Origin of the sequence: Kitasatospora sp. NPDC059408 (assembly GCF_042751525.1) — a bacterium.
GTDB lineage: Bacteria > Actinomycetota > Actinomycetes > Streptomycetales > Streptomycetaceae > Kitasatospora.
In genome coordinates this window covers 111289-135134 of sequence record NZ_JBHYWI010000016.1, presented here as the reverse complement: position 1 = coordinate 135134, position 23846 = coordinate 111289, and the positions used below count along the sequence as shown (strand labels likewise).

The 23846-nt window shown below is 73.6% G+C and carries 21 protein-coding genes; 4 read left to right on the top strand and 17 right to left on the bottom strand.

Features of this window, described 5'->3' with window-relative positions; all coding sequences use genetic code 11:
* Positions 1-137: 137 nt before the first annotated feature.
* Positions 138-1295: a CopD family protein gene (locus ACFXDE_RS13710; RefSeq protein WP_380493911.1), complete on the bottom strand. Its 1158-nt coding sequence runs from the start codon at positions 1293-1295 to the stop codon at positions 138-140.
* A 252-nt stretch (positions 1296-1547) separates the two neighbouring features.
* Between ACFXDE_RS13710 and ACFXDE_RS13705 the strand changes: the two genes are divergently transcribed.
* Positions 1548-1982: a hypothetical protein gene (locus ACFXDE_RS13705; protein WP_380493909.1), complete on the top strand. Its 435-nt coding sequence runs from the start codon at positions 1548-1550 to the stop codon at positions 1980-1982.
* A gap of 106 nt (positions 1983-2088) precedes the next feature.
* Here ACFXDE_RS13705 and ACFXDE_RS13700 read toward each other — a convergent pair whose 3' ends face one another.
* From ACFXDE_RS13700 to ACFXDE_RS13660, 9 genes are all read right to left on the bottom strand, one after another.
* Entirely contained in the window at positions 2089-3120 is a 1032-nt protein-coding gene (locus ACFXDE_RS13700) for a sulfotransferase (RefSeq protein WP_380493907.1), read from the bottom strand.
* Positions 3121-3193: 73 nt separating this feature from the next.
* A complete protein-coding gene (locus ACFXDE_RS13695) occupies positions 3194-3700 on the bottom strand; it encodes an SRPBCC family protein (protein ID WP_380493905.1) in 507 nt (168 codons plus the stop codon).
* 157 nt (positions 3701-3857) lie between these two features.
* A complete protein-coding gene (locus tag ACFXDE_RS13690; protein ID WP_380493903.1) occupies positions 3858-4511 on the bottom strand; it encodes an alpha/beta fold hydrolase in 654 nt (217 codons plus the stop codon).
* Positions 4512-4776: 265 nt separating this feature from the next.
* A complete protein-coding gene (locus ACFXDE_RS13685) occupies positions 4777-5133 on the bottom strand; it encodes a hypothetical protein (RefSeq protein ID WP_380493902.1) in 357 nt (118 codons plus the stop codon).
* Positions 5130-5567: a hypothetical protein gene (locus ACFXDE_RS13680; RefSeq protein WP_380493900.1), complete on the bottom strand. Its 438-nt coding sequence runs from the start codon at positions 5565-5567 to the stop codon at positions 5130-5132. Before ACFXDE_RS13680 ends, ACFXDE_RS13685 begins: the two co-directional genes overlap by 4 nt.
* A 132-nt stretch (positions 5568-5699) precedes the next feature.
* On the bottom strand, positions 5700-7235 hold the full coding sequence (locus ACFXDE_RS13675; protein ID WP_380493898.1) for a sensor histidine kinase: 1536 nt from the start codon (positions 7233-7235) through the stop codon (positions 5700-5702).
* The gene (locus tag ACFXDE_RS13670; protein ID WP_380493896.1) at positions 7232-7963 is read right to left on the bottom strand and encodes a response regulator transcription factor; all 732 of its coding nucleotides are present in this window, start codon (positions 7961-7963) and stop codon (positions 7232-7234) included. The genes ACFXDE_RS13675 and ACFXDE_RS13670 overlap by 4 nt, the downstream gene beginning before the upstream one ends.
* 393 nt (positions 7964-8356) lie before the next feature.
* Positions 8357-9019 (bottom strand): hypothetical protein, encoded by a 663-nt coding sequence (locus ACFXDE_RS13665; protein WP_380493894.1) that lies wholly within the window; start codon positions 9017-9019, stop codon positions 8357-8359.
* Between the two features lie 162 nt (positions 9020-9181).
* Positions 9182-10816 carry an ABC-F family ATP-binding cassette domain-containing protein gene (locus ACFXDE_RS13660; protein ID WP_380493892.1) on the bottom strand — a complete coding sequence of 545 codons (1635 nt, stop codon included), beginning with the start codon at positions 10814-10816 and terminating at the stop codon, positions 9182-9184.
* Between the two features lie 365 nt (positions 10817-11181).
* On the opposite strand from ACFXDE_RS13660, the gene ACFXDE_RS13655 reads away from it, so the two are divergent.
* A complete protein-coding gene (locus ACFXDE_RS13655) occupies positions 11182-12786 on the top strand; it encodes a tannase/feruloyl esterase family alpha/beta hydrolase (protein WP_380493890.1) in 1605 nt (534 codons plus the stop codon).
* A 73-nt stretch (positions 12787-12859) separates the two neighbouring features.
* On the opposite strand, the gene ACFXDE_RS13650 is transcribed toward ACFXDE_RS13655, so the two are convergent.
* Positions 12860-13915, bottom strand: coding sequence for an alpha/beta fold hydrolase (locus ACFXDE_RS13650; protein WP_380493888.1), 1056 nt, complete (start codon positions 13913-13915; stop codon positions 12860-12862).
* A gap of 237 nt (positions 13916-14152) precedes the next feature.
* Between ACFXDE_RS13650 and ACFXDE_RS13645 the strand changes: the two genes are divergently transcribed.
* Positions 14153-14701 carry a CGNR zinc finger domain-containing protein gene (locus tag ACFXDE_RS13645; protein WP_380493886.1) on the top strand — a complete coding sequence of 183 codons (549 nt, stop codon included), beginning with the start codon at positions 14153-14155 and terminating at the stop codon, positions 14699-14701.
* Between the two features lie 107 nt (positions 14702-14808).
* Here ACFXDE_RS13645 and ACFXDE_RS13640 read toward each other — a convergent pair whose 3' ends face one another.
* The gene (locus tag ACFXDE_RS13640) at positions 14809-15234 is read right to left on the bottom strand and encodes an Ohr family peroxiredoxin (protein ID WP_380493884.1); all 426 of its coding nucleotides are present in this window, start codon (positions 15232-15234) and stop codon (positions 14809-14811) included.
* Positions 15235-15517: 283 nt separating this feature from the next.
* On the opposite strand from ACFXDE_RS13640, the gene ACFXDE_RS13635 reads away from it, so the two are divergent.
* A complete protein-coding gene (locus tag ACFXDE_RS13635; protein WP_380493882.1) occupies positions 15518-16960 on the top strand; it encodes an aldehyde dehydrogenase in 1443 nt (480 codons plus the stop codon).
* A gap of 29 nt (positions 16961-16989) precedes the next feature.
* Here the strand turns inward: ACFXDE_RS13635 and ACFXDE_RS13630 are convergent, their stop codons facing one another.
* The 5 genes from ACFXDE_RS13630 to ACFXDE_RS13610 form a co-directional block, all read right to left on the bottom strand.
* The gene (locus ACFXDE_RS13630; protein WP_380493880.1) at positions 16990-19794 is read right to left on the bottom strand and encodes a bifunctional YncE family protein/alkaline phosphatase family protein; all 2805 of its coding nucleotides are present in this window, start codon (positions 19792-19794) and stop codon (positions 16990-16992) included.
* A gap of 54 nt (positions 19795-19848) precedes the next feature.
* Positions 19849-21207 carry an ABC transporter permease gene (locus ACFXDE_RS13625; RefSeq protein ID WP_380493878.1) on the bottom strand — a complete coding sequence of 453 codons (1359 nt, stop codon included), beginning with the start codon at positions 21205-21207 and terminating at the stop codon, positions 19849-19851.
* Positions 21204-22148, bottom strand: a complete 945-nt coding sequence (locus ACFXDE_RS13620; RefSeq protein ID WP_380493876.1) for an ABC transporter ATP-binding protein — start codon at positions 22146-22148, stop codon at positions 21204-21206. The genes ACFXDE_RS13625 and ACFXDE_RS13620 overlap by 4 nt, the downstream gene beginning before the upstream one ends.
* Before the next feature lie 185 nt (positions 22149-22333).
* On the bottom strand, positions 22334-22864 hold the full coding sequence (locus ACFXDE_RS13615; RefSeq protein WP_380493874.1) for a GNAT family N-acetyltransferase: 531 nt from the start codon (positions 22862-22864) through the stop codon (positions 22334-22336).
* A 288-nt stretch (positions 22865-23152) separates the two neighbouring features.
* Positions 23153-23626, bottom strand: coding sequence for a nucleoside deaminase (locus ACFXDE_RS13610; protein WP_380441088.1), 474 nt, complete (start codon positions 23624-23626; stop codon positions 23153-23155).
* Between the last annotated feature and the right edge of the window lie 220 nt (positions 23627-23846).

Here is a 23846-nt window from a genome sequence, read left to right as displayed (position 1 = left end):
TCCGGAGCCGCAGCGGACTTCGCCGCTTCGCGGCTCCGGGCCAAGGATGCACTCCCTCCCCGGCTAAAGCCGGGGATACCCTGCAAGATCAGGGATGGCACTCCTCGATCCCGTGGACGGTGAAAGCGACCGGTGGGTCAGGCAGTCGCAGGCGTGGCCGGCCGGCGGGCCAGGGCGTCGGAGGCCTTCGCCGTCGCGTACAGGGAGACGGCCAGCGCGATGGTGAGGGCGGCGCCGCCGGCGAAGACGGTGCCGGAGGAGACGGCCTTCGGGTTGCCGGCCTCGGTGCGGGCCGAGCCGGAGATGAACGGCATCACGGCGAGCACGGCGACGCCGAGGACGACCTCGCTCCAGACGACCTTGGGGAAGTGCCGGAGCGTCAGGTGCAGCAGCGAGGTGGTGTCGTCGGCGGCACGCGCCCGGACGATCCGGGGCATCAGCCAGAACTGGTTGAAGGCGCCCGCGACGACCAGCCCGGCGACCAGGAGGATCTTGACGAGCAGGGCGATGCCGTAGCCGGTGGTCCACAGCTGCGAGATGCCGCCGACGTGCTTCCAGCTCAGCCACAGGCCGGAGACGGTGACCGCGCCGACGCAGACCATGGCGACGAGGCCGAAGCGCCGCCACATGTCGGCCCACAGCAGCCCGGCGCCGTCGCCGAGGCTCCTGCGGGTGCCGGCCAGGGCGACGAGCAGGGCCAGGCCGCCGAGCCAGACGGTGCCGGACACGATGTGGGCCTGGTCGAAGACCGGGTTCAGCCACCCGTCGAGGTCGGCGGGGGCGGTGGCCGGCACGGCGCCGATCAGGGTGACGGCGAGGGAGAGCGGCAGCGCGGCGAGGGTGATCCGGTCCACGTGGCGGCGGACGGCCGGCGCGAAGAGGGCGATCAGAGCGGCGGCGGTCACGACCAGGACGGCATTCTGGACGAGGTAGACCGTCCCCTGGGCGATCCAGGCGCCCTTGGCCGCCGGCGCCTGCAGGTAGTCCCATACCCGGCCCGGGGCGAGCGCGTCGCCGAAGGGCATGCCCTTGCCGGCGCGAGCGACGCGGGCAGCGAGCTGGAAGTAGCCCGCGACCAGCAGGACCACTCCGGCCCAGGCGAGGTAGCCGGCGGACCGTCCGCGCAGGACCTCGGCGTCCCCAGTGCTCGTTTCCGGGGCGCGCAGGGCCGGGCGCACGGTGGCCGCGTAGGTGACGGTGGCTCCGACGGCCCCGCTGAGGCCGAGGAAGTAGCCGGTCTTGGTGAGGACCCGCCAGAGCTGGGGCATGGCGTATCCGGCCGTGTTCGCGGCCAACGAAGCATAGTGCATAAGGTAAGGCTAACCTAAATCTTATTCGGGGTCATGATGCGGTGGTGGTGAAGAAGCAACCCGAGAAGCGACGCAGAGGTGCGGCCCGCCCCGCGCCCCGGCCTCGTGCCGGTCCGGAAGCCGGCGCCGGCAGATCGCGCGCGGCCCGAATCCGGATCGGGGGAGGCGCGTACTCGGGTAGGTGTGCCTGCCGATACCGCGTTGCGCGGGCGGGGGAGTCCGGGCCAGGATCGGGGGATGTTCGAGCTGCTGCCGGAGACCGGTCTCGTGTTGCCCCGCGGGGCGGGTGCGCTGCGGTTCGGCATGTCCGAGCGCGAGGCGCAGTGGGCCGTCGCGACCCTGGCGGATGTGCACGAGTACTGGGTCTGCCAGGCCGGTTGGGCCTTCTCGGCCCGCTACGAGGGCTTGGAGCTCCTCGCCTTCGGGGACGTCGTCGACCGGTCGGGCCGCACCGGGCGGGACGTGGACGGGCTGGCGTCCGTCTACGTCCAGCGGCACGACCCCGCGCCGACGGCGCCCTCCGCCGTGCCGGTGGTCCTCCAGGACGTCGACCTGTTCGGCTACCCGGCGGCCGAGGTGCTGGCCGTCCTGGAGCCGGACCTGCACCCCGCGGTGAGGCTCCGGCCGGCCCCGGCCGGCTTCCTGCGGGAGGCGGGGCTCTCGGCGCTGTGAGGAGGCCCCGGGCCGGGAGTCACGGCGGCCGGCCGGCGATGGGGATCGCCTGGGTCACCGTCTTGCCGGCTTCCGTGTCTCCGACGGGCCGCGCCGGGCCCCGAGCTCACTCCGCGGGCAGCCCCAGGGACAGCTGCCCTTCGGCGCAGCTGTCCCGGAGCGCGTGCCGCTCCTCCGGGGACAGCCGTCCGGACGCGCCCCGGCGGCTGCCGTCGAGCATGCTCCGCGCGGTGGTCAGCCAGTCGGCGACCGGGTCCACGCCGATGAACTCGGCCAGGCGGGACAGCTCCTGGTCGGGGGCGTCCAGCAGGTCCTCGTAGACCAGGGTGGTCCGCATGGACGGGGGCACGGCCGCCAGATGGGCGACGCCCTCCGTGACCAGGCGGGACCACAGCTCGCCGAACGCGGTGAGCGGGATGGCGCGGTCCCGCACCAGTGCCGGATCGAACCGTTCGCCGAGCAGCGGGGCGAGGTCGGGCGGCAGTGCCCGGACGTGTTCCTCGGTGAGCTCGAAGAACCCGGTGACACCGGAGCGTCGGAGGATCTCGCGCAGGAGCAGGATCGTCCGGTAGCCGGGGTGCCGGCTCATGGACAGGGCGCAGTCGGGGCCGGAGCGGACCAGGTGGACGAACCGGGCCTCGGGGAAGAGCGTCCGCAGACGGGGGATCCACCCCGTCGAGTACCCCGACCGTTCCACCACGGCCCTGCGGCCGAAACGGTCGCCCAACTCGCCGAACAACGCCCGGTACTGGTCGGCGGCGGGGCGCGAGGGCCACCGCCGGACCGTTCGTCCGAGGTCGTCGAACAGGTCGTCCGGACGGTCCGACACGTGCGGCAGCACCATCAGCAGGATCGCCGGGATCCCCGGAGCCCCGGCCGAGTACCGCCCGGGCCGCCGCGTGTAGAGGAACTCCGGCGGCGGGATGCCCGAGCGGATCATCTTCTCGAAGACCGGGTTCGGGTCCGCGAGCACCTGCCAGAACTCCGTGCCCGACAGCGGCCGTTCCGGAATCCCCTCGGTGCCGACGGACGCGAGCAACTCGTTGAGGCTGAGCACGTCGGGGTGGACGTTGAGAACACGCGACAGCGCGGTCGACCCGCTGCGCCCTGTCCCAACGATGAAGGTCAACGGGCGCACGCTCTCCCCTTCCGGCGAAGTGGTCCAACCGTAGCGGTACTTGAGACGAAAGGGTGCGGCTCGGGCGGTGGCCTCAGCGGTCCGTTCCGCGTGCCGTCGGGCCGGCCTCCAGCGAGCGCTTCAGCGCGGCGAGCGTCACCGTCATGTTCCGGCGGTTCCACTCCGCGCGGTCACCGGTGCGCAGCACGGTCTCCGTCGTCCAGGCGCTGACCCGGTTGCGGCGGTCCTGCCAGAACTGCTCCACCACCGTCACGCCGCCGTCCGCCTCGCTCCGGGTGAGCCGGAATCCCCAGCGGGCGACCGCGATCGGCCCGAAGCCGACGTCCCAGGCGAAGACGCGCCCCGGCTCGGCCTCGACGACCCGGCAGACGGTGTTCCAGCGGATGCCGCCCTTGCGGTTGTGCCCCTGGAAGCGCGCGCCCGGCACCGGAGCCGCCGGGCTGCCGCGCCACGCGGCACCGGTGCACTCGGGGCTCCACTCGCCCATGCGCGTCACATCGGCGACCGCGGCCCAGACGGTGTCCGGCGTGGCGGCGATCTCCGTCCGGACGGAGACGGATTCGGGGCCGGCACTGGTCATGCGGAGTTCCTCCCATGGGTGTTCCCGGCATCGCACCGCGCGCGGGCTCCCCGCGTCAAGGTGCGCCGGGTCACAGCGCCGGCCGCGTGCCGTCGCTGTCGTCGACGGAACGGGCTTGGAGCCGCGTCGCCCGGGGGAGCAGATCCGGCCGGTCTCGCTATTCGGCGTCCTGCGCCGGGTAGGCGTTCTCGGTGACGTTCAGGACCGCGGACGCGAACTCCGCGGTCAGCCGGTGCCATTCGCCTGCGCCGCGCAGCATCGTGTGACCGCCCCGGGCCATGGGGACGGCCTCGACGACGGCCCCCGCGTCGGCAGCCCGGTGGGCGAACTCCCATGCCAGGGCGGCCGAGGTGACGCGGTCGGACCGGTCGTGCAGGAGGAGAACCCGTCGGCCCTTCAGCTGGTCCACCGGATCTCCTGGCGGGCACCACGGGGCCAGCGCGACGACCCCGACGACCAGAGGACGGCCGGCCGCCGCCACGGCGGCCCTGGCTCCCATGGAGTGGCCGACCAGCAGCAGCGGAGCGTCCGGAGCGAGTGTTTCGAGCGCGTCCATCGCGGCCTGTGCGTCGGCCACGGGATCGGCGCGGGACCCGTTCCAGCCGCGGTGGCGGTAGCGGACGGACGCGACGACGGCACGGGGGAGGGGGCGGCGCAGGGCCCTGGCAAGCAGGAGCATGCGCAGGGCCGGCAGGTTCGTGCGGCGGGGCGGCGCGAGGCCGTCCGAGCGGCCGCCCGGCAGCAGGAGCACCCCGGCGTCGGGCATGGCGGGCCGCTGGTGGATCCGCAGGTGCTCGCACGGGCGCGGCATGGGTCCTTCCGTTCGCTTCCGGGTGCGCGGTACACCGGGTATTCGTTCCGCCAGGGGGCGCGGATGGCTCTCGGGAAGCGATGGTGGTCGACGGAAGCGGGGCTGCGGCTACCGCCGGTCGGGCCCCGCGAAGGCACTGGTCTCGCCGGAGATCACCGGCCCGTTCAGGGGTGGGCCGGGCGCCCTCGGCGGGTGGGTGACGCGTCGGGGCCGTGGCTCGGCTGTTCCCCGTGCGTTGGCGGGGAACAGCCGGAGCGCTCGTGGGTCAGGGGGTTGCGGTGTCCTGGACGTCCTTGGCGGCGTCCGATTCGGCAGCGGCGGCGGCGCTGTCGGCGGCGTCCACCTTCTGCCGCATCCGGCCGAGCTGGTCGCCGCTCACCGCCGATCCGCCGGCGCCCGCGGACGGTGCGCCGGCGGCGGGTGTGCCGCCCTTCCCCGTGGTGCTCCCGTTCGCGCCGCACGCCGTCAGGGCGAGCGTGGCGAGCAGGGCGGCCGTCATTGCGACGGCCCGCCGCGACAGCCGGCCGACCGGTACCGGTGCCGCCACCGACCTGCCGCCGACCGGGGCGGACGCCGTGCCGCGCACGGCCACGGCGCGCACGGTCGCTGCGCGCACGGTCACTGCGCGTTCGGGGTGCCGAGGCCCTGCGAGGAGCACCAGCCGGCCACGGCGTTCAGGTCGCTCTGCCGCTGGGTCAGCGTGGGCACCAGGCTCTTGCGGTACGTCAGCCGGTCGTTGAGGTCGTTGTAGACCGCGGTGTGGCCGGCGGCCTTGGCGTTGTTCACCCGCTGTTCCAGACGGGCGATCGAGCCGGCCTCGGTGACCGGGCCGTTCAGGCGCTCCAGCGCCTTCTCGACCCGCTGCTCGGCCTTCGGCAGCCGCTTGCAGACGCCCTTCGCACCGTCGCCCTCGGGCGTCGGCAGCACCTTCGGCGTCGAGGAGGCCACCGGGGTGGCGCCGGGAGCGTCGGCCTGGGCCGGCCCGGCGAGGGCGATGAGGGTGGTGCCGAGAGCGAGAGCGCCGATCGCTGCGGCCGCCTTACGGTGGGTGTGCATGGCGAAGTCCTCCAGTTGCCACGGGTGGCAGGTCCGGCCGGAGCGTCGGGCGCTCCGGCTGAGCAGGACGGTAGAGGGCCTCTTTGTGGATTCCTTGTGAGCCGGCCGACCGGTTCGGCGCCCCGAGGAGCCTCAGCGGCCCGCACCGGTGGAGCGGATCCAGTCGCGGCGGGCCGGCAGGGGCAGCGTCGGGGCGTCCTGGCCGACCAGGGGCAGCCGGACCTCGACGCGGCAGCCGGTGCCGCCGGGCGGCTCGGTGACCGTGACGGTGCCCCGGTGCAAGGCCACCTGCTGGGCGACCAGGGTCAGCCCCAGCCCCGAACCGGGGCTGTTGCGTCCTCGGTGGAAGCGGTCGAAGACCGCCGCCCGGTCCTGCGCCGGGATGCCAGGACCGTCGTCGTCCACGGTCAGCACCGCCTGCCCGGCCTCCCGGCGCAGTCCGAGCGCGATCCGGGCCGGCTCCCCGGGCCGGTGCCCGTGCACGGCGGCGTTGGCCAGCAGGTTGTCGCAGACGATCCGCAGTCCGGCCTCCCACCCGTGCACCCGCATTCCGCCGACGTCCGGCCCGGTGAGGCCCGGGCCGGTCGTGTCGACGGTCACCTCCGGCCGTCGTCGGCGCAGCTCGGCGACGGCGGCCGCGGCCGGTTCGGCCGGGTCGATCACCGCGAACGCCTCCTCCTCGACCAGGTCACCACGGGCCAGCGTGCGCAGGGCGGTGAGCAGGTCGAGCAGCCGCCGGTGGTCGTCGCGGAGGTCGGACAGGATGTCCGCGCGGTCCGCCGCCGGCAGGTCCGGGTGCGCGCCGAGCACGTCCAGGTTGGTCTGCAGGCTCATCAGCGGTGTGCGCAGTTCGTGCGAGGCGGCGGCGGAGAACGAGCGGGCGGTTTCCAGGGCCTGGCCGGTCCGGGCGACCTGGTGGTCGTACCGGGCGAGCGCGCTCTCCAGCGCGAGTGCGAGCTCGTCCACCTCGCGGATCCCGCTGTGCCGGTGGGTGAAGCCGCCGGCGCCGGCGCGCGGGTCGAGTGCGGCGGCCCGCCGGCCCAGGCGGCTGAGCGGCGCGGTGGCGCGCCGGGCGAGCGCGTACGCGAGCAGGCCGGAGGTCGGCGCGGCCAGGACGGCGGCCCACAGGATCCGCCCGCGCACCGCGTCCACCTGCGGGTTCGTCGCCGATACCGGTGCGGTGACCCAGAGCGTGCCGGGGTCGGCGCCGGTGACCGGACGGGCCAGTACCCGCCAGGCGCGGCCCTGCGCCCGCACGGTGACCAGGACGCCGGGGCTCGTGGGGGCGGGCTGCGGGAGCACCGCGGGCGGGCCCGGCACCGGGCCGCCCTCGGTGATCCGGTCTCCGTTCGCGTCGGCCACCCGGATGCCGACGTCCAGCGCGTCGTCGAGCAGGTTGCGGCGCTGGTTCTGCTCGACCCGGGGCCGGTCCTGCCGGGTGGCGCTCAGCAGTGTCCTGGTGGCGGGCAGCACGGCGGCGGCGCGGTCGCGCAGCCGGGTGTCCTGCTGGGAGCGCAGGTCGTGGGTGACCAGGCCGAGCAGCAGCGCGCCGGTGCCCAGCACGAGCAGCGGGACGAGCAGGGCCGCGCCGGTCGCGATCCGGGTGGCGAGGCTCATCGAGCGCCGGGCGGGGGCAGGGCCGGTCACGGGCTGCTCTCCGGTGCTCACGGGTGTGCCTCCGGCATCCGCAGCACGAAGCCGACGCCCCGCACCGTGTGGATCAACCGAGGCCGGCCGCCGTCCTCCAGTTTGCGGCGCAGGTAGCTGACGAACGTGTCGACGGCATCGGTGCGGACCTCGAAGTCGTAGCCCCAGACCCGTTCGAGCAACTGGTCGCGGGTCAGCACCAGTCCGGCGTTGCGGGCCAGGTACTCCAGCAGCTCGAACTCGCGCCGGGTCAGCCGCAGCGGCTGTCCGTCCCGGCGGACCTCGCGGGCGGCGGGCTCGATCTCCAACGGCCCGAACCGGAGGACCTCTCCGCCCGGCACGGCGGGCCCGCCGTACGCGCCGGCCTGAGGCCGGCGGCGCAGCAGGGCGTGCAGGCGCAGCACCAGCTCCTCCAGCGCGAACGGCTTGACCAGGTAGTCGTCGGCGCCCGCCTGCAGGCCGGCCACCCGGTCGGCGAGCTCGTCCAGCGCGGAGAGCATCAGCACGGGCGTGTCGACGCCCTGGTCGCGCAGCCGGCGGCAGACCTCGGTGCCGTCCACGTCGGGCATCGAGACGTCGAGGACCAGCACGTCCGGCGGCTCGGTGGCCACCAGGCGCAGCGCCGCCCGTCCGCCGTCCGCGGTCCGCACCGTGAACCCGCCGAGCCGCAGGCCGCGTTCCAGCGACCTGCGGATCGTGTCGTCGTCGTCCACCACCAGCACCGTCCCGGTGCCGTCACCGACCGCCATCGGGTTCTCCTCGCTCCCTCCGGCCGCCGCCGGGGCGTCCACGGTGCCACGGGCTGATGAGAGCTTTCTCATCGAAGTCCCGCGACCTGCGGGCGGCCTGCGGCGCGGCTGCTCCGCTCGGGTGGGAAGCGGTCGTGTGTGCTGACCCGGCACGTGCCGCGGTGCGGGCGCCCCGGCGCACTGCGGACACCCGGGACACCACACCGACCGTCCCGCGGTGTCGAAGTCGCCGAGTACCACTGGTCGTAGGGGCGGAGGCCGTCGGGAACACGCGCCAGGGTGTGGCGCCTACCGAGGACGGTACTTCGGGCCCGCGCCCCGGACGGCGGCGGGCGGCCCGGGAGACCGACGTGGTCGGTTCCCGGGCCGCCCCGCTGGTGTTCCCCGAGGGGGTCAGCCGGCCGGGGTGCCGCTGTCCTCGACGAGGCTGTACATCACCGACCGCTGGTCCTTGCGGCGCTCGATGCGGCCCTTCGCGACGAGCGCGCCGAGCGCGTTGCGCACGACCTGCGGGGTGGGCTCGCGGTCCGGGTGCGCCACCAGGAACTCGTCGCGCAGTTCCTTGGCGGTGCGGGGCTCGCCGTGGCCGGCGAGCAGGTGCGTCAGGACGTCGCCCAGCAGCGGGCGCTGCGACGGGACCTTCGCGACGCGGCGGGACTTGGCGGCCGCCTTGACCGTGGGGGCGGCCGTGGAGCCGGCCCGCGGTGACGGGGTGCGCGGCGCCCGCTTGCGGCGCGGCGCCTTCGCGGCGGGCGCTTCGGCGGGTGCCTCGGTGGGTGTGTCGGGGGACGCGTCGGCGGGGGCCGGCTCGTCCTGGGTGCGGGCCGGCTCCGGGGCGGGCGTCGAGTCCGGGGCCTGCTCCTGGACGGGAGCGGGCCCGGTGTCGTCGCTGTAGCGCTCGGCCACCGACATGATGTCGACGAGGAGCGCCTCCTCCTGCTGGAGCTTGGTGAGTTCGTCGGCGAGCTCCTGCTGCCGGCGGCGGTTCCCCGCGAGATCCGACGCGGCCTGTACGGCGTACCGCGATCGGAGCGAGGCGGCTGATTGGCTGGTCACGACCGGTCACTCCTGCCTGTGGACGTTGTTGCGCATGGTACCCGTGTCGAGGGCCCGCGCACGGCGTCGAAGGTGAAATAACCCTTCAGTCGGGTGACGTTCGCGCACGTGGTAGCGCGCGGGAGAACACACGTGTCAGCCGCCGGGCTCCTTGACGGACCGTCAGATCACGGGAGGGCCCGTCTCCTCCAGGACCCCGTCCGCCAGCCGCAGCCAGCGGTCGACCCCGATCCCGGCGAGGAACCGCTCGTCGTGGCTCACCACGAGGAACGCCCCCTGGTAGGAGTCGAGCGCGCCTTCGAGCTGCCCGACGCTGATGAGGTCGAGGTTGTTGGTCGGTTCGTCGAGCAGCAGCAGGTGCGGCGCGGGCTCGGCGCACAACACGCAGGCCAGGGTGGCGCGCAGACGCTCGCCGCCGGAGAGCGCGCGCACCGGCAGGTGGGCCCGGGCGCCCCGGAAGAGGAAGCGGGCGAGGAGGTTCATCCGCTCGGCCTCCGGCCGCTCCGGGGCGGCCGCGGCGAAGTTCTGCGCGACGGTGAGGTCCGGGTCGAGGAGGTCCAGGCGCTGGGAGAGGTAGGCGACGCGGCCGTCGGCGCGCTTCACCCGGCCCTCGTCCGGGGTGAGGTCCCCGGCGAGCAGGCGCAGCAGGGTGGTCTTCCCGGCTCCGTTGGGGCCGAGGAGGGCGATCCGCTCCGGGCCCCGGACGCTCAGGCCGACGCCGTCCCCGGCGAACAAGGGCGTGCCGTCGCGCAGCACTTGCAGGTGTTCGCCGATGAAGAGGTCGCGTCCGGCGGGCACCCGGGTGCCGGTGAGGTCCAGGGTGAGGCGCTGGTCGTCGCGCACGGCGCGTTCCGCCTGGTCCAGACGGGACTTGGCCTCGTCGACGCGGGCGGCGTGCACCTGTCCGGAGCGGCCCGCGGACTCCTGGGCGCCGCGCTTCATGTTCCCGGCGAAGATGCGGGGCAGGCCGGCGCTCTTGAGGGTGCGGGCCGCGTTGCCGGCGCGGCGCTCGGCGCGTTCGCGGGCCTGCTGCAGCTCGCGCTTCTCGCGCTTGAGCTCCTGTTCGGCGCTGCGGACGTTCTTCTCCGCGACCTCGCGCTCGGCCTGCACGGCCTCCTCGTAGGCGGTGAAATCGCCTCCGTACAGCCGGAGTTCATGTGAGTCCAGTTCGGCGATGCGGTCCATCCGGTCGAGCAGGGCGCGGTCGTGGCTGACCAGCAGCAGGCAGCCGGAGAAGTCGTCCAGCGCGTCGTGGAGGTGGTGCCGGGCGCCGAGGTCGAGGTTGTTCGTCGGTTCGTCGAGCAGCAACACGTCCGGGCGGCGCAGCAGTTGGGCGGCGAGGCCGAGTCGCACGACCTGGCCGCCGCTGAGCGTGCCCAGCGGCCGGTCCAGGTGGAGGCCCGCGAGGCCGAGGCGGTCGAGCTGGGCGAGGCTGCGCTCCTCGATGTCCCAGTCGTCGCCGATGGTTGTGAAGTGCTCCTCGGCGACGTCGCCGGACTCCACCGCGTCGATGGCGCGGATCACCGCGGCGACGCCGAGCACCTCGGCGACCGTGAGGCCCGCCGTCAGCGGCAGGTCCTGGGGGAGGTACGCGACCGTGCCGGCCGTCGCCACCGTGCCCCCGGCGGGCCGCAGTTGCCCGGCGACCAGCTTGAGCAGCGTGGACTTGCCCGAGCCGTTGGGGGCGACGAGGCCGGTGCGGCCGGTGCCGACGGCGAAGGAGAGGTCGCGGAAGACGGGGGTGTCGTCCGGCCAGGAGAAGGACAGGTGGGAGCAGACGATCGAGGCAGAGGACATGAAGGCGACCTGGGAGTGAGCGGGCGGAGGCACGTCCGGCCCGAAACGACAGGGGGACAGGGGCGCTGGGCGCGACGCATCGGGCCGAAGCGCTGGGTGCCACGCACCCGCTACGGCCTTCTGGTCCGGGATTCACCCGGAGATGTCGTCGTCGCCTGCCATGTCTGCTCCACGCGTCGGTCACGAGGGTTCGTCGTTCGTCACCGTACCAGTTCGGGGTGGCGGCGGCCTCCGGATTTCGGACGGTGCGGTGCGGTCCGGGCGTCTTGACGGAGCGTCGGATACCCGCCAGCATGATAACCGTTCAGAACGGTTACTTTTTGGCCCGATGGGGCCACGGCTCACACCCAAGGACGGGAACACCCATGAACCGACGACTCCTGGCAGCCCTCGCGGCGGCCGTGCCCCTCGCAGCCGCGCTCTACGCGCCGAGCGCCGTCGCGGACACCCGCACCCCGTACAGCTGCGCTGCCCCCGCCGTGCAGGCCCCGCCCGGGACCCGGGTGGAGGGCGTCACCGCCGTCGCCCACGCCGCCGGCACCGTCGACGTGCCCGCGGTGTTCCCGCTGTCCGACGCGCACATCCCCGACGTCCCGGCCTTCTGCGACGTCACCGTCACGCTCACCCACCCTGGCCAGGGCGACCACGCCAAGGTGCGGGTCTGGCTGCCCCGGCAGAACTGGAACGGCCGCCTGCAGACCGTCGGCGGACTCGCCTACGCCGCCGGCGACTACGGCGCCAACCTCGCGGCCGTCGTCAAGAGCGGCTACGCCGCGGCCACGACCGACGCCGGCGTCGGCTCGTACGTCGACACCAAGTGGGCGCTCGACGGCCGGGGGAAGGTCGACGAGGCGCTGCTGGAGAACTTCGCGTCCCGGTCCGAGCACGAGGCGGCGGTCGTCGCCAAGGCCGTCATCGCCGGCCACTACGGGCGCGCCGCCTCCTACGCGTACTTCAACGGCTGTTCCACCGGCGGCCGTCAGGGCTACGCGGAGGCCCAGCGGTATCCCGAGGACTACAACGGGATCCTCGCCAACGCGCCCGCCATCGACTGGACGCGGTTCGAAGTCGCCACGCTGTGGCCGCAGGTGGTGATGAACGAGGCGAAGACCTACCCGACGGCGTGCGAGTTCAAGGCGTTCACGGACGCCGCCGTCCGGGCGTGCGACGGGCTGGACGGGGCGGTGGACGGGCTCGTCGGCAAACCCGACGAGTGCGGGTTCAACCCACGGCGGCTCATCGGCACCACCGTGGAGTGCGAGGGCAGGCAGGTGACCATCAGCGAGGCGGACGCCGAGGTGGTGCGGCGGATCTGGGACGGGCCGCGCACGCCGTCGGGCCGCAAACTCTGGCCGGGCGTCCCGGTCGGCGCCGACCTGAGCGGCCTCGCGGGCAGCACGGTCGACGCCGCGGGCAACCGCGTCGGCGCGCCGTTCCCGGTGCCGGCGGCGTGGGTGGGGACGTGGCTGAAGAAGGACCCGTCCTTCCAGGTCGCGTCCCTCACCTCCGGCGACCTGGCGCGGCTGTTCCGGCAGTCGGTGGCCGAGTACGGCGATGTCATCGGGACGGCCGACCCGGACCTCTCCGCTTTCCGCGACGCCGGCGGCAAGCTGCTCACCTGGCACGGGCTCGCGGACGAGTTCATCCCGGCCGACGGCACGGTGCGCTACCGCGAGCAGGTCGAGCGGGAGATGGGCGGCCCGGAGGAGGTCGACGACTTCTACCGCCTCTTCCTCGCCCCCGGCACGGCCCACTGCGGTCTCACCGGCCGCACCGACGACCTCGGCGCCCTGACCGCCTGGGTCGAGCAGGGCAAGGCCCCGCAGACGCTCCCGGCGACCCTCGGGACGGCCTCCGGCCGGCAGGTGAAGCGCGACCTCTGCCCCTACCCGCAGGTCTCCCGCTACGACGGCCACGGCGACCCGGCCGACGCGACCAGCTTCCGCTGCACCCCGGCCACCCGCGACTGACCCCGGCGCCGCGCGACGCACCCCGGCCCGCACCCACCGATGGGTGCGGGCCGGGGTGCGTGGTGCCCGGTCGTCAGAACCGGTCGACGTCGACGACGGCCTGGGCGAAGCGGGTGGGGGCTTCCTGGGGGAGGTTGTGGCCCACGTCCGTCAGGGTGCGGTGCTCGTAGGGGCCGGTGAACATGTCCCGGTACGTGGAGCCGTCGGCGGGGGTGGCGGTGAACGGGTCCAGGACCGGGTCCATGGTGATGGTCGGCACGGCGATGGCGGGCCTGCGGGCCAGCAGGTGTTCGTCGTGGTCGTAGCGGTGCTCGCCCTCGACGATGCTCAGCCGCCAGCGGTAGTTGTGGATGACGATCGCCGCGTAGTCGGGGTTGTCGAAGGCGGCCGCGGTGCGGTCGAAGGTGGCGTCGTCGAAGCGCCACGTCGGGGAGACCGTCTGCCAGACGAACCGGGTCAGGTCGCGCCGGTGGGTGCGGTCCTGCATGGCGGCCTTGCCGCGCTCGGTCGCGAAGTAGAACTGGTACCACCAGGTGCGCTCGGCGCCCGGCGCGAGCGGCTTCGTCTGGGCCTCGCGGTTGGTGATGATGTAGCCGCTCACCGGCACCAGGGCCTTGACCCGCTCGGGCCACAGGGCCGCCATGACGGCGCCGGTGCGCGAGCCCCAGTCGAAGCCGGCGACGACCGCGCGGTCGATCCGGAGGGCGTCCAGGAAGGCGATGATGTCGCGGGCGATGGCCGCCTGCTGGCCGTTGCGGGGGGTGCGGGACGACAGGAAGCGCGTCGTGCCGTGGCCGCGGAGGTAGGGGACGAGCACGCGGTAGCCGAGGTCGGCGAGGAGCGGTGCCGCGTCGACGTAGCTGTGGATGTCGTACGGCCAGCCGTGCAGCAACAGGACCACCGGCCCGTCGGCGGGCCCGAGTTCGGCGTAGCCGACGTCGAGCACGCCGGCGGTGACCTGCTTCAGGACGGGGAAGGAGGTGTGCGTGCCGGGGACGACGTCCGGCACGACGGGGGCCGGGCCGGAGGCGGGCGCCGCACCGGCGATGCCCTGCAGGCCGGTGAGCGAGGCGGTGGCCGCCCCGGCGCCGAGGCCGACGGCCTTGGTGAAACTGCGCCTGTCGATCATGTGGTTCCTCTCGGGGAGATGCGGACGCGTCCCCTGGTGGGGAGGCGGCTGTCCGGAGCGCGGGTCACTCTTCCGCTCCGCTTTCGTGCGTCACATCGGTCACTTGACGGTCGGTGTCGAGGGGCCGTCGTACGTCGTGACCGGTCTGGCCAGTGATGAAGGTGCGGCCGGGGCAACGGCCGGGGCCGGGGCACGGGCATTGCGCATCCAGCGGTCACTGGTCAGTATGGTGACGTGATGCATGCCTTCCCCTGTGGGACCCTGCCCCTCGACTTCGTCGGCACCTACCGCGCGCGGCGCAACGAGGTGCCGATGGAGAAGCTGGCCACGCCCGGTCAACTCGACGCCTGGTTCGTCGAGTCGGGGATGTTCGACACCGTGCCCGGCGCCGATGCCACGGACCTCGACATCGCCGTGGACCTGCGCGAGGCGGTCTACGCGCTCGTCGCCTCCCGGCTCGACGGGCAGCCGATGCCGACCCGGGCGATCGCCGAGGTGAACCGGCACGCGGCGGGACTGCCGGTGGCGCTGCGCCTGCACCCCTCGGGCGCCACCAGGACCGGGTCCGTGGCACAGGGACTGGCCGCGCTCGCCCGCGAGGCCGTCGAGATCCTCGGCGGCGACGACGCGGCGCTGCTGCGCGAGTGCGCCCGGCCCGAGTGCACCCAGGTCTACCTCGACCGCTCGCGCGGCTACCGGCGCGAGTGGTGCGCCATGCGGACGTGCGGGAACCGGGTCAAGGCCGCGACCTACCGGGCGCGTCAGCACGGCGGCGCCGGGAGCTGACGGCCGCTCTGTAGCGGGACCCCCGCGAGCGTGTGGTCACCGCTCGGGGACATGCGTCCGTCCGGGCCCGTCGGGGGAGTCGGGCCCGGGCGGGGTCTGTGGTGGCGTCAGACGGCGGTCGCGGTGACGGTGACCGGTATGTTGCCGCGCGTCGCCTTGGAGTAGGGGCACAGCCGGTGGGCCGCGGCGGCCAGTTCGTCGGCCGTCTCCTGGTCCACGCCGCCGAGTTCGAGGTCGAGGACCGCGCCGAGGCCGAACTCGCCGTCGTCGCCGTGGGTGAGGGTCGCCTCGACCCTGATGGCGGTGCTCGTCAGCCGGACCTTGCGCTCGCCGGCCGCGCGGCGGACGGCACCCAGGAAGCACGCGCCCCAGCCGGCCGCGAACAGCTGCTCCGGGTTGGTCGCGCCGCCGGCGCCGCCGAACTCCTTCGGGATGGCGAGCGCCGTGGTGAGGCTGCCGTCGTCGGCGACGACCTGCCCGCCGTTGCGGCCCTCGCCGGTCACGGTGACCACACCGGTGTAGCTGACTGCCATGGCCGTGTCTCCTCTTGCTCTTCTCTTGCTCTTCGGTCCGGCGGACCGCCCTCGCGGTAACCGGTCTGACTGGTGACGACTATTCGCGCCGGCCGGGATGGCTGTCAAGGAGCCTGTCCGCTGACCTGGCTGGAATGCAGCAGATTTGGGTGTTGTACGGCTGGAATTCGGCGTGTCCCGGTGCCGCTTGCTGCTTCAGGAGTAACTGTCTTGACAGGTTATTTGATGACGCATCAGACTCGTCCGGAGACCACGACGCGCTCAAGGGACGAGGAAGCGGAACATGCTGACGTACGACCGGCTCTACATCGCGGGTGCCTGGACCGAGCCGAGCCGGGCCGGGCTGCTGGACATCCGCTCCCCGCACGACGGGAGGCTGCTCGGCCGGGCCGCGCAGGCCGGGCCGGCGGACGTGGACCGGGCGGTGGCCGCGGCCCGGGCCTCGTTCGACGAGGGCGTCTGGCGGGAGACCCCGCCGCCGGCGCGCGTGACGGTGCTGCGGCGCTTCAACGCGCTGCGGGAGGAGAACGCCGACCGGATCGCCGAGCTGATCGCGGCCGAGAACGGTTCGGCGGGCTGGTTCACCCGGGCCGGACAGCCGGGGCTGACCCGGCAGGCCAACGCCTACCTGAAGGCGGCGGAGGAGTTCGGCTGGGAGGAGACGCTGGTCCCGTCCGACCCGGCCTCGCCGGTGCGCAGCGTCGTGCGGCGCGAGGCGGTCGGGGTCGTGGCCGCGGTCATTCCGTGGAACTCGCCGTTCTCCTCGGCGACGTCGAAGCTCATCCCGGCCCTGCTGGCGGGCAATTCGGTGGTCCTGAAGGTCTGTCCGGAGAACTCGCTCAGCATGGGGTTCCTCGCCGAGCTGCTCGACCGGGCGGGCCTGCCCGGGGGTGTGGTGAGCGTCCTGCCCGCCGACCGCGAGACGAGCGAGCACCTGGTCTCCCACCCCGGGGTCGACAAGATCGCCTTCACCGGCTCGACCCGGGCCGGCCGGCGCATCGCCGCGATCGCGGGCGAGCAGCTGAAGCGGGTGAGCCTCGAACTGGGCGGCAAGTCGGCGGCGGTGATCCTGCCCGACGCGGACATCGCGACGGCGGTTCACGGCCTGAAGTTCTCCTCCCTGCTCAACAACGGCGAGTCCTGCATCGCGCAGACCCGGATCCTCGCCCCGCGAGAGCGCTACGACGAGGTCGTGGCGGGGCTCAAGGACGTGATCGAGTCCCTGAAGGTGGGCGACCCGGGTGACCCGGACACGTTCGTCGGGCCGATGATCCGGCGCGACCAGCAGGAGCAGGTCCGGCGCTACATCGCCCTCGGCGTCGAGGAGGGCGCCCGGCTCGTCACCGGCGGCCCGCAGGTCCCCGAGGGGCTGGAGCGCGGGAACTACGTCACCCCGACGCTCTTCGCGGACGTCGACAACTCCATGCGCATCGCGCAGGAGGAGATCTTCGGGCCGGTGCTGGTCGTCATCCCCTACGACGACGAGGACGACGCCGTCCGCATCGCCAACGACTCCGAGTACGGCCTGTCCGGCGGTGTCTGGTCCGCCAGCGAGGAGCACGCGCTCGCCGTGGCCCGCCGCATCCGCACCGGGACGGTCACCGTCAACGGCGCGTCCGTCGGCTTCGACGGCCCGTTCGGCGGGTTCAAGGCCAGTGGCATCGGCCGCGAGTACGGGGCCGTCGGGCTCGGAACCTACACCGAGTACAAGACGATCACCGTCTGACCGACGGATTGCCGGAGCGGGGCCGGGGGTCAGGGCAGTCCGGATGTCCTCGCAAGCGCCCGGGCGTGGCGGTCGGATGACCGAGGGCGTGTGCCGGCGGACGGGATGTAGGCGCCGGGGACGTCGTTCGGGGCGTGGATCTCGGACTCTCCCGGGTACGGGGCCGTCCAGTTGTGCGTCTGGTACCAGGTCAGGTGGTTCATCTGCGCCGGGTTCGCGCGGTCCGGTGCGGCGTTCGGGCCGGTGAGGCGCTGCTTGGACTTCCAGGAGTCCCACTGCGCCGCGACGCCCTGCTCCGCCGCCGGCGGCGCGACCGTGGTCGGGGCCGGGGCGGCCGCGCGGTCCTGGACCGCGCCGGGCACGTCGACGCCGCAGGACGGGGGCGTCTTCAGGCCGTCGGTCAGCGACGTCCGGTTGGGCACCACGGTGAACGGCGTGAAGTCCGGCTTGTCGGTGAAGGCCGTGGTCATCGGGCTGGCCGCGCTGTCCTTCTGGTTCATCGGGTGGATCCCGAGGATCTGCTCGATGGTGCGGACCATGGTGATCTGCGAGTAGTAGCGGCTGTCGACGGTGCCGTGCTGCGCCCAGGGGCTGATGACCTGGATCGGGGCGCGGTGGCCGTCGACGTGGTCGAGGCCGGCCTGGGAGTCGTCCTCGACCACGAAGATCGCGGAGTCCTTCCAGTACTCGCTGTGCGAGATCTCGTCGACGATCTTCCCCACCGCGAGGTCGTTGTCGGCGACCTGCGCGGCCGGACCCGCCGGGCCGCCGGTGTGGTCGCTGGACAGCCACAGCATGTTGAGGCCGGCCGGGCCGTTCTGCTCGAAGTCCTGCTTCCAGATCTGGTACCGGTACTGGTCCGGTACGTCGAGGTCGAACTTCGGGAAGCCGGGCACCGACACGTCGTTGAGCGAGGGGATCGGCGACGAGGAGTTGAGCGGGTAGGCGGTGTCCTGCCCGGTCGCGTCCATCGTCTTCGCGTCGCAGTACAGGTTCTGCCAGCTCGCGCCGTCGGGCTTGGTCAGGAACTGGTGGAACTCGCCGAAGTCGCGCACGTCCGTCCCGGCGGCCTGCGCGCCGGTCCACAGGAAGCCCGAGCGCTGGTGGCCGAGGGCGTCGTCCTCGGTGTCGTAGCTGCGCTGGTACTCGCCGGCCGAGGACTCGGTGTACTCCGGGTTGTCCGCCTGCATCAGCCAGTTGTGGCCCTCGGCGGAGTTGGTGCCGATGTCGTAGGTGTTGTCGTAGAGCCCGAACTGCTGGGCCAAGGCGTGCTGGTTCGGGGTGACGTTGGCGCCGAACTGTGCGAGCTTCGGGTCGCCGTTGCCCTTGGCGATGTCGCCGAAGAGCTGGTCGTAGGTGCGGTTCTCCTTGACGATCATGAAGACGTGCTTGATCGGCGACGGGTCGCCGATCCGCGCGGGCACCGGTACCGGCTTGGCCTTCTTGTGGTCGGCCGTCCGGACCGCGCCGTCGGTCCAGCCGTTCTGCCGGAAGACCTTGGCGGTCTGGTCCCGGATCTCGCGGTCGCCCGGCAGTGTGAACTGCGTGATGCTCGACGTCGTGTCGTGGGTGTTGTGCGCGCCGGTGGCGTTGGGGCGGCGGGCGTCGATGCCGCGGGTGTTGGAGACGACGACCTTCGAGCCGACCGTGGTGATCTCGGCCGGGAAGTAGTCGGTGGGCAGCAGGCCGACGTAGCTCACCGGCTCCTGCGCACCGGTGAACCGGTAGACGGCCACCGCGTTGGCGCGGCCCAGGGTGACCAGCAGGCGGCCGTCGTCGGTGAGCGTCACCGCGGTGGGCTCGTAGCCGACCGAGGCCTCCGGCCACGGCTTGGTGGAGACGGTCTGCACGACCCGGTCGTGCGCGGTGTCGACGACCGACACCGTGTCCGAGCCGGTGTCGGCGACGAACAGCACACCGTTCTTGGCGTACAGCGCCGTCGGGTGCAGGCCGACGTCGATGGAGCCGACGGCGGCGGAGGCGTCCCCGAGGTCGATCACGCTGACGGTGCCGGAGGTCGTGGCGCCGGTGTCCTGGTCGGCCGGCACCTGCGTGCCGTAGGAGTTGAGCGTGTCGTCGTCCTCGGTGGCCGGGCGGCCGCCCTCGTTGCCGACGTACAGCTTGTGGCCGACCTGGGCGATGCCGCGCGGCGCGTTGCCCACCGTCCAGCTCTGCTTGACGGTGCCGCTCGCCGCGTCGATCGCGACCACCCGGTTCTGGCCGTTGACGGCCGGGTAGACCGTCGAGCCGTCGGCGGAGAACACCGCGCCGGAGGCGAGCGCGTGCTTGGCGCCGTCGGCCGGGATCGCGACCTTCACCGGGTTGGCCAGGGTGCCGTCGGCGTTCACGGTGAAGCGGGTGTAGCCGTCGAGCTGGCCCAGCCACAGCTGCTTGCCGTCCGGCGAGTAGGCCGGGGCCTCCTGGCCGACCGAGCCGTCGCTCAGGTGCAGGTCGTCCGCCTTCGCGGTGCCGACGCGCTGCTGCACCTGCCCGGTCTTGAGGTCGACGATGACCAGCGACGCGCCGCCGTCGGCGAGCGCCGCGGCCAGATGGGCGCCGTCCGGGCTGACCCGGGAGCCCATGATCTTGCCGTCGTTGACGACCGACCGGGTGCCGTAGGGGGCGATGTACTGGTCACTGGAGATCACCTGGCCGTTGACCGTGACCTGGCCGACCTGGTCGGTGCCGAACTGGTGGGTGGTCGCGAAAGCCGTGCCCGTGGCCACGGCCACCGCCGTGATGCACGCCGTGGCGAGCGTGGCACGGCGGCCCATGCGCCGGCCGAGAAGGGCGGGGTGTTCTCTCGGGACGCGACGACGACGCGTTACCTGCATGGCGTCATCCCTTCGGTGAGTGGGGCTGGTTGGGGGGGTGCGTGTGCGGTGCGTTCAGTGGGGTGAGGAGGAGAGCAGCGGGAGCTGCCCGTCGAACTGCCACAGCGGGTTCGGCGCGTCCCTGTCCGGGGTCTGCACCAGGAAGTAGCCGTTGACCTCCTTCGGCCCGTCGCCGTCGGCCATCAGCCGGCCGTCCGAGGCGACGTCGAGCTGGTAGACCGCCGTGCCCGGCGCGGCCACGCCCGGCAGGTGCCAGGTGACGACGCAGCGCCAGTCGTTGCCGGGGCCCTCCGGGTCGACGTGGCCGTCCCCGCGGTCGCACGCCGCCGTGACCCGCAGCTGCTCCTCGGTGACGGCGGGGCGGTGCAGCTGTTCGGTCTGGAGCCGGTACAGGTGGGCGAACACGGTCGACACCGACTGCTGCACCTTCGCCTGGGTGATCCCCGAGCCCGTCGACGGCGCGGCCACGGCCACCGCGCCGAACGTCAGCGCGAGCACCCCGGCCAGCGGCAGGACGCCGGAGGTGAGCGCGCGGCGCTCCGCGCCGTCCTCGCTGCCGTTGGTGAAGTCGCGCCGCACGAACAGCCGGTAGGCCGCGGCGGTCGCCACGACAGCCCACACCAGGCTGACCACGACCGAGATCAGCAGCTCGTCGAGCTGCGCCGGGTCGGCGAACAGCCCGTTCCACGAGACGAAGGCGTAGCCGGGCAGCGCGAGGCGCAGCGCCACCGGCAGCGGCAGCATCTGCGCGAGCTGCATCGCGACCGCGGTCAGCGCGGGGACGAGCAGGCCCATCGGCGAGCGGCCGAGGAGGACGGAGCCGAGCAGCCCGATCGCGGCCAGCGCCAGGGTCGGTGCCAGTGCGCAGGTCCACGCGAGCAGGACGCCGCCGGCCGCGTCGGACGGCGGCAGCCGGTGCCCGTCGACGCCGACCAGTGGCCGGTTCCCGACCGCCGCCAGCCCGCCGGCCGTCCCGGACGCCATCAGCCCGGCCACCAGCAGCACGATCACGGTGCCGCTCGCCAGCGCCTTGGCCGCGAAGATCCGCCGCGGGGAGCGGATCGCGACCAGCAGGTGGCGCCAGGTGCCGAGGCGGTCCTCGGCGGCGAAGACGTCGCCCGCGACCACGGAGGTGAGGAGGGGCAGGGCCCAGGAGCCGGCGAAGCCCAGCACCACCAGGGGCCCGGCCCAGCCGGTGGCGTGCATCCAGCGGCCGAACAGCGTGTCGGACGGCAGTGTGCCCTGCTGGGCCACGGCGGCGACGAACAGGCCGGGCAGCGTCCAGCAGGCCAGCACCAGCAGCCGGATCCGCCACTGGGAGACGAGCTTGACGACCTCGAAGCGGTACACCCGGGCGACCGGTACCGGCCGCGTCCCGGGGGCCGCCTTCGGGGATGCGAGTGCGGTGCTCATCGGGCACCCTCCTGCTGGTCGGTCAGGGCGAGGAACGCGGCCTCCAGCGGCGGGACCACGGGAGCGACTTCCCGCACCCCGATGCCCGCGTGCACCAGGGCACCCACGAACTGCTCGACGGCCGGCGCCGAAGCGCGCACGACGAGCGTCCCGGTCGCGCGCCGGGGCCCGGTCCCGGTGACGGCCCTGATGCCAGGGGTCTCGGCGGCCACGGCCCGGGCGGCCGACGGATCGGACGTGAGCAGGCGGTAGTCGAGCTCGGGGCTGTCGGTCGCGAGCTTCTCCAGCGGGCCGGAGAAGCGGACCCGGCCCGTCGCGAGGATCGTGACCTCGTCGCAGAGCGCCTCCAGGTCGTCCATGCGGTGGCTGGAGAGCACGACGGTCACGCCGTCGTCCGCGAGGCGGCGCAGCGCCCGGTGCACGTGCTGCTTGCCCGCCGGGTCGAGGCCGTTGGACGGCTCGTCGAGCACCAGCAGGCGCGGGTCCGTGAGCAGCGCGGCGGCCAGTCCGAGGCGCTGGCGCATGCCGAGGGAGAACCCGCGCACGCGGTCGTCCGCGACGTCGCTCAGCCCGACCTCGGCCAGGACCCCGTCGATGCGGCCGGTGCGGGCGTCCTGGCCGGTCAGGGCCGCGAGGGCGGCCAGGTTCCGGCGGGCGGTGAGGGACGGGTAGAGGCCGGGGCCGTCGACGAACCCGGCGACGCCGGGCGGCCCGGCGAGGGCCCGTCCGACGGGTCTGCCCAGCACCTCCAACTCGCCCCCGTCGGCGACGGCCAGGCCCAGCAGCAGCCCGAGCAGCGTCGTCTTCCCGGCGCCGTTCGGCCCGGCCAGCCCGTGGATCCGCCCGGCCGCCAGGTCGAGCCCGACCCCGTCGAGCGCCACGACGTCACCGAAGTGCTTCGTCAATCCGCGTGCCCGTACGGCATGTTGTCTGTCGTTCATGGCCCCTTCTCGCAGTCCCCCACGGAAGGTAGGGGGTGCGCGGGGCGGCGTCAGGAGCGCGCGGTTGAACTCGGATGGAACAGCAGTCGGTATGTCCGTATGCGGACGCCTCCGCGGCCGGAACAGGGCGTCTGTCCCGGCCGCGGAGGGCTGTGCCGGAGGGTTGTGCCGGAGGGCTTGGACCGTCAGATGCCGAACGGAGCCGCGTACCGGACCGTGCCGGACGGCAGCGGGTGGTGCTCCGGGTCCAGGCCCAGCGCCATCAGCGCCTCGTCCGGCACCTCGATGCTCAGCCCGATCCCGTGGGCGGAGGCCCGGCCGAAGCCGAAGCGCGGGTAGTAGTCCGGGTGTCCGAGGACGACGACGAAGCGCTCGCCCAGGCGGCGTGCCTCGTCGAGCGCGGCGCGGATCGCGGCGGAGCCGGCGCCGGTGCGCTGGTACGCGGGCAGGACGGCGCAGGGGGCCAGGCACAGGGCCGGGACGTCGCCGATGTGGCAGCGCGTGAGCAGCGCGTGGCCGACCGGGCTGCCGTCGGGGGTGACGGCCAGCACGGACAGCTCGTCGATCCAGGCCCCGTCCGTCCGCAGGGCGTCGACGAGGTCGGCCTCCGACGGCGACCCGAACGCGGCGAGGACGATCTCCCGGACGGCCGGGACGTCGTCGGCGGTCTCGGTGCGGGTGATCCAGCGCGGGGTGGAGGTGGTGGAGATGGTCATGATGAACGAAGATCCGTTCCGGTGTGGTGTGTTCGTCCGGGGACGGCGATGCGTCCCCGGCCCCGCGAGCTCACGCTCCCGGCGGGGAAGGGGGATTCGAGGGCGGGGTCAGGCCGACGCCCGGGACGTGAGGGTGACCCGGGCGCTGCGCACGGCGACGGCCTTGAGCGCGGTCATCAACCCCACCTCCCCACTTCCTCGATCCGGTCGAACACGAACCGCTCCACCGTAACACCGACCCGGTCGGGAGGTCACGTCGTTTGTCGGCCGCGGATCCGCACCGGGCGGCTATCCCCAGTAGCCGGTGTGGACGGCGGCCGCCTCGTCGTAGAGGTGGGGGCCCGAGACGGTGACGGTGTTGCCGCCGGCGGCGAAGACGTCGCGGCAGGGGAGGGCGAGGACGGGCTCGTCCGGGTCCACGCCGGCGATGGCGTTCAGCTCGGGGGCGGCGAGGGCGTAGACGACCCGGCGGATGCCGCTCCAGTAGATCGCTCCGGCGCACATGGCGCACGGTTCGGTGCTGGAGTACAGGGTGGCGCCGGTGAGCTGGGTCGGGGCGAGGTGGCGGGAGGCCTGGCGGACGAGGTTGGTCTCGGCGTGGGCGGTGACGTCGTGGTCCGTGAGCACGGTGTTTTCGGCGGTGAGCAGGACGCCGCCGGCGCCGTCGGTCAGCAGGGCGCCGAACGGGTGGTTGCCGTGGGCCCGGGCGGAGGCCGCGAGCTCGATGGCCGTGAGCAGGTGGGCGCGGGTCTGGTCGGCCATGACGGTTCTCCTCGGGGCGGCGCGGGCGACGAGGACAAACGTATAGCGCGCGGGCCCGTCGGGGGTTGATCGAAACCGCCGGGGCCGCCGGTCGACCTGGAGCGGAAGGGGCCGGTCCGCGAGGGTAGCAGCGCGGGGCGGGTGTCCGGGGACGGGCGGCCGGGTGTCCAACCGCGGGCGTCTGCGGTTGGACACCGGGGGGTGCGGTGATCGATTGACA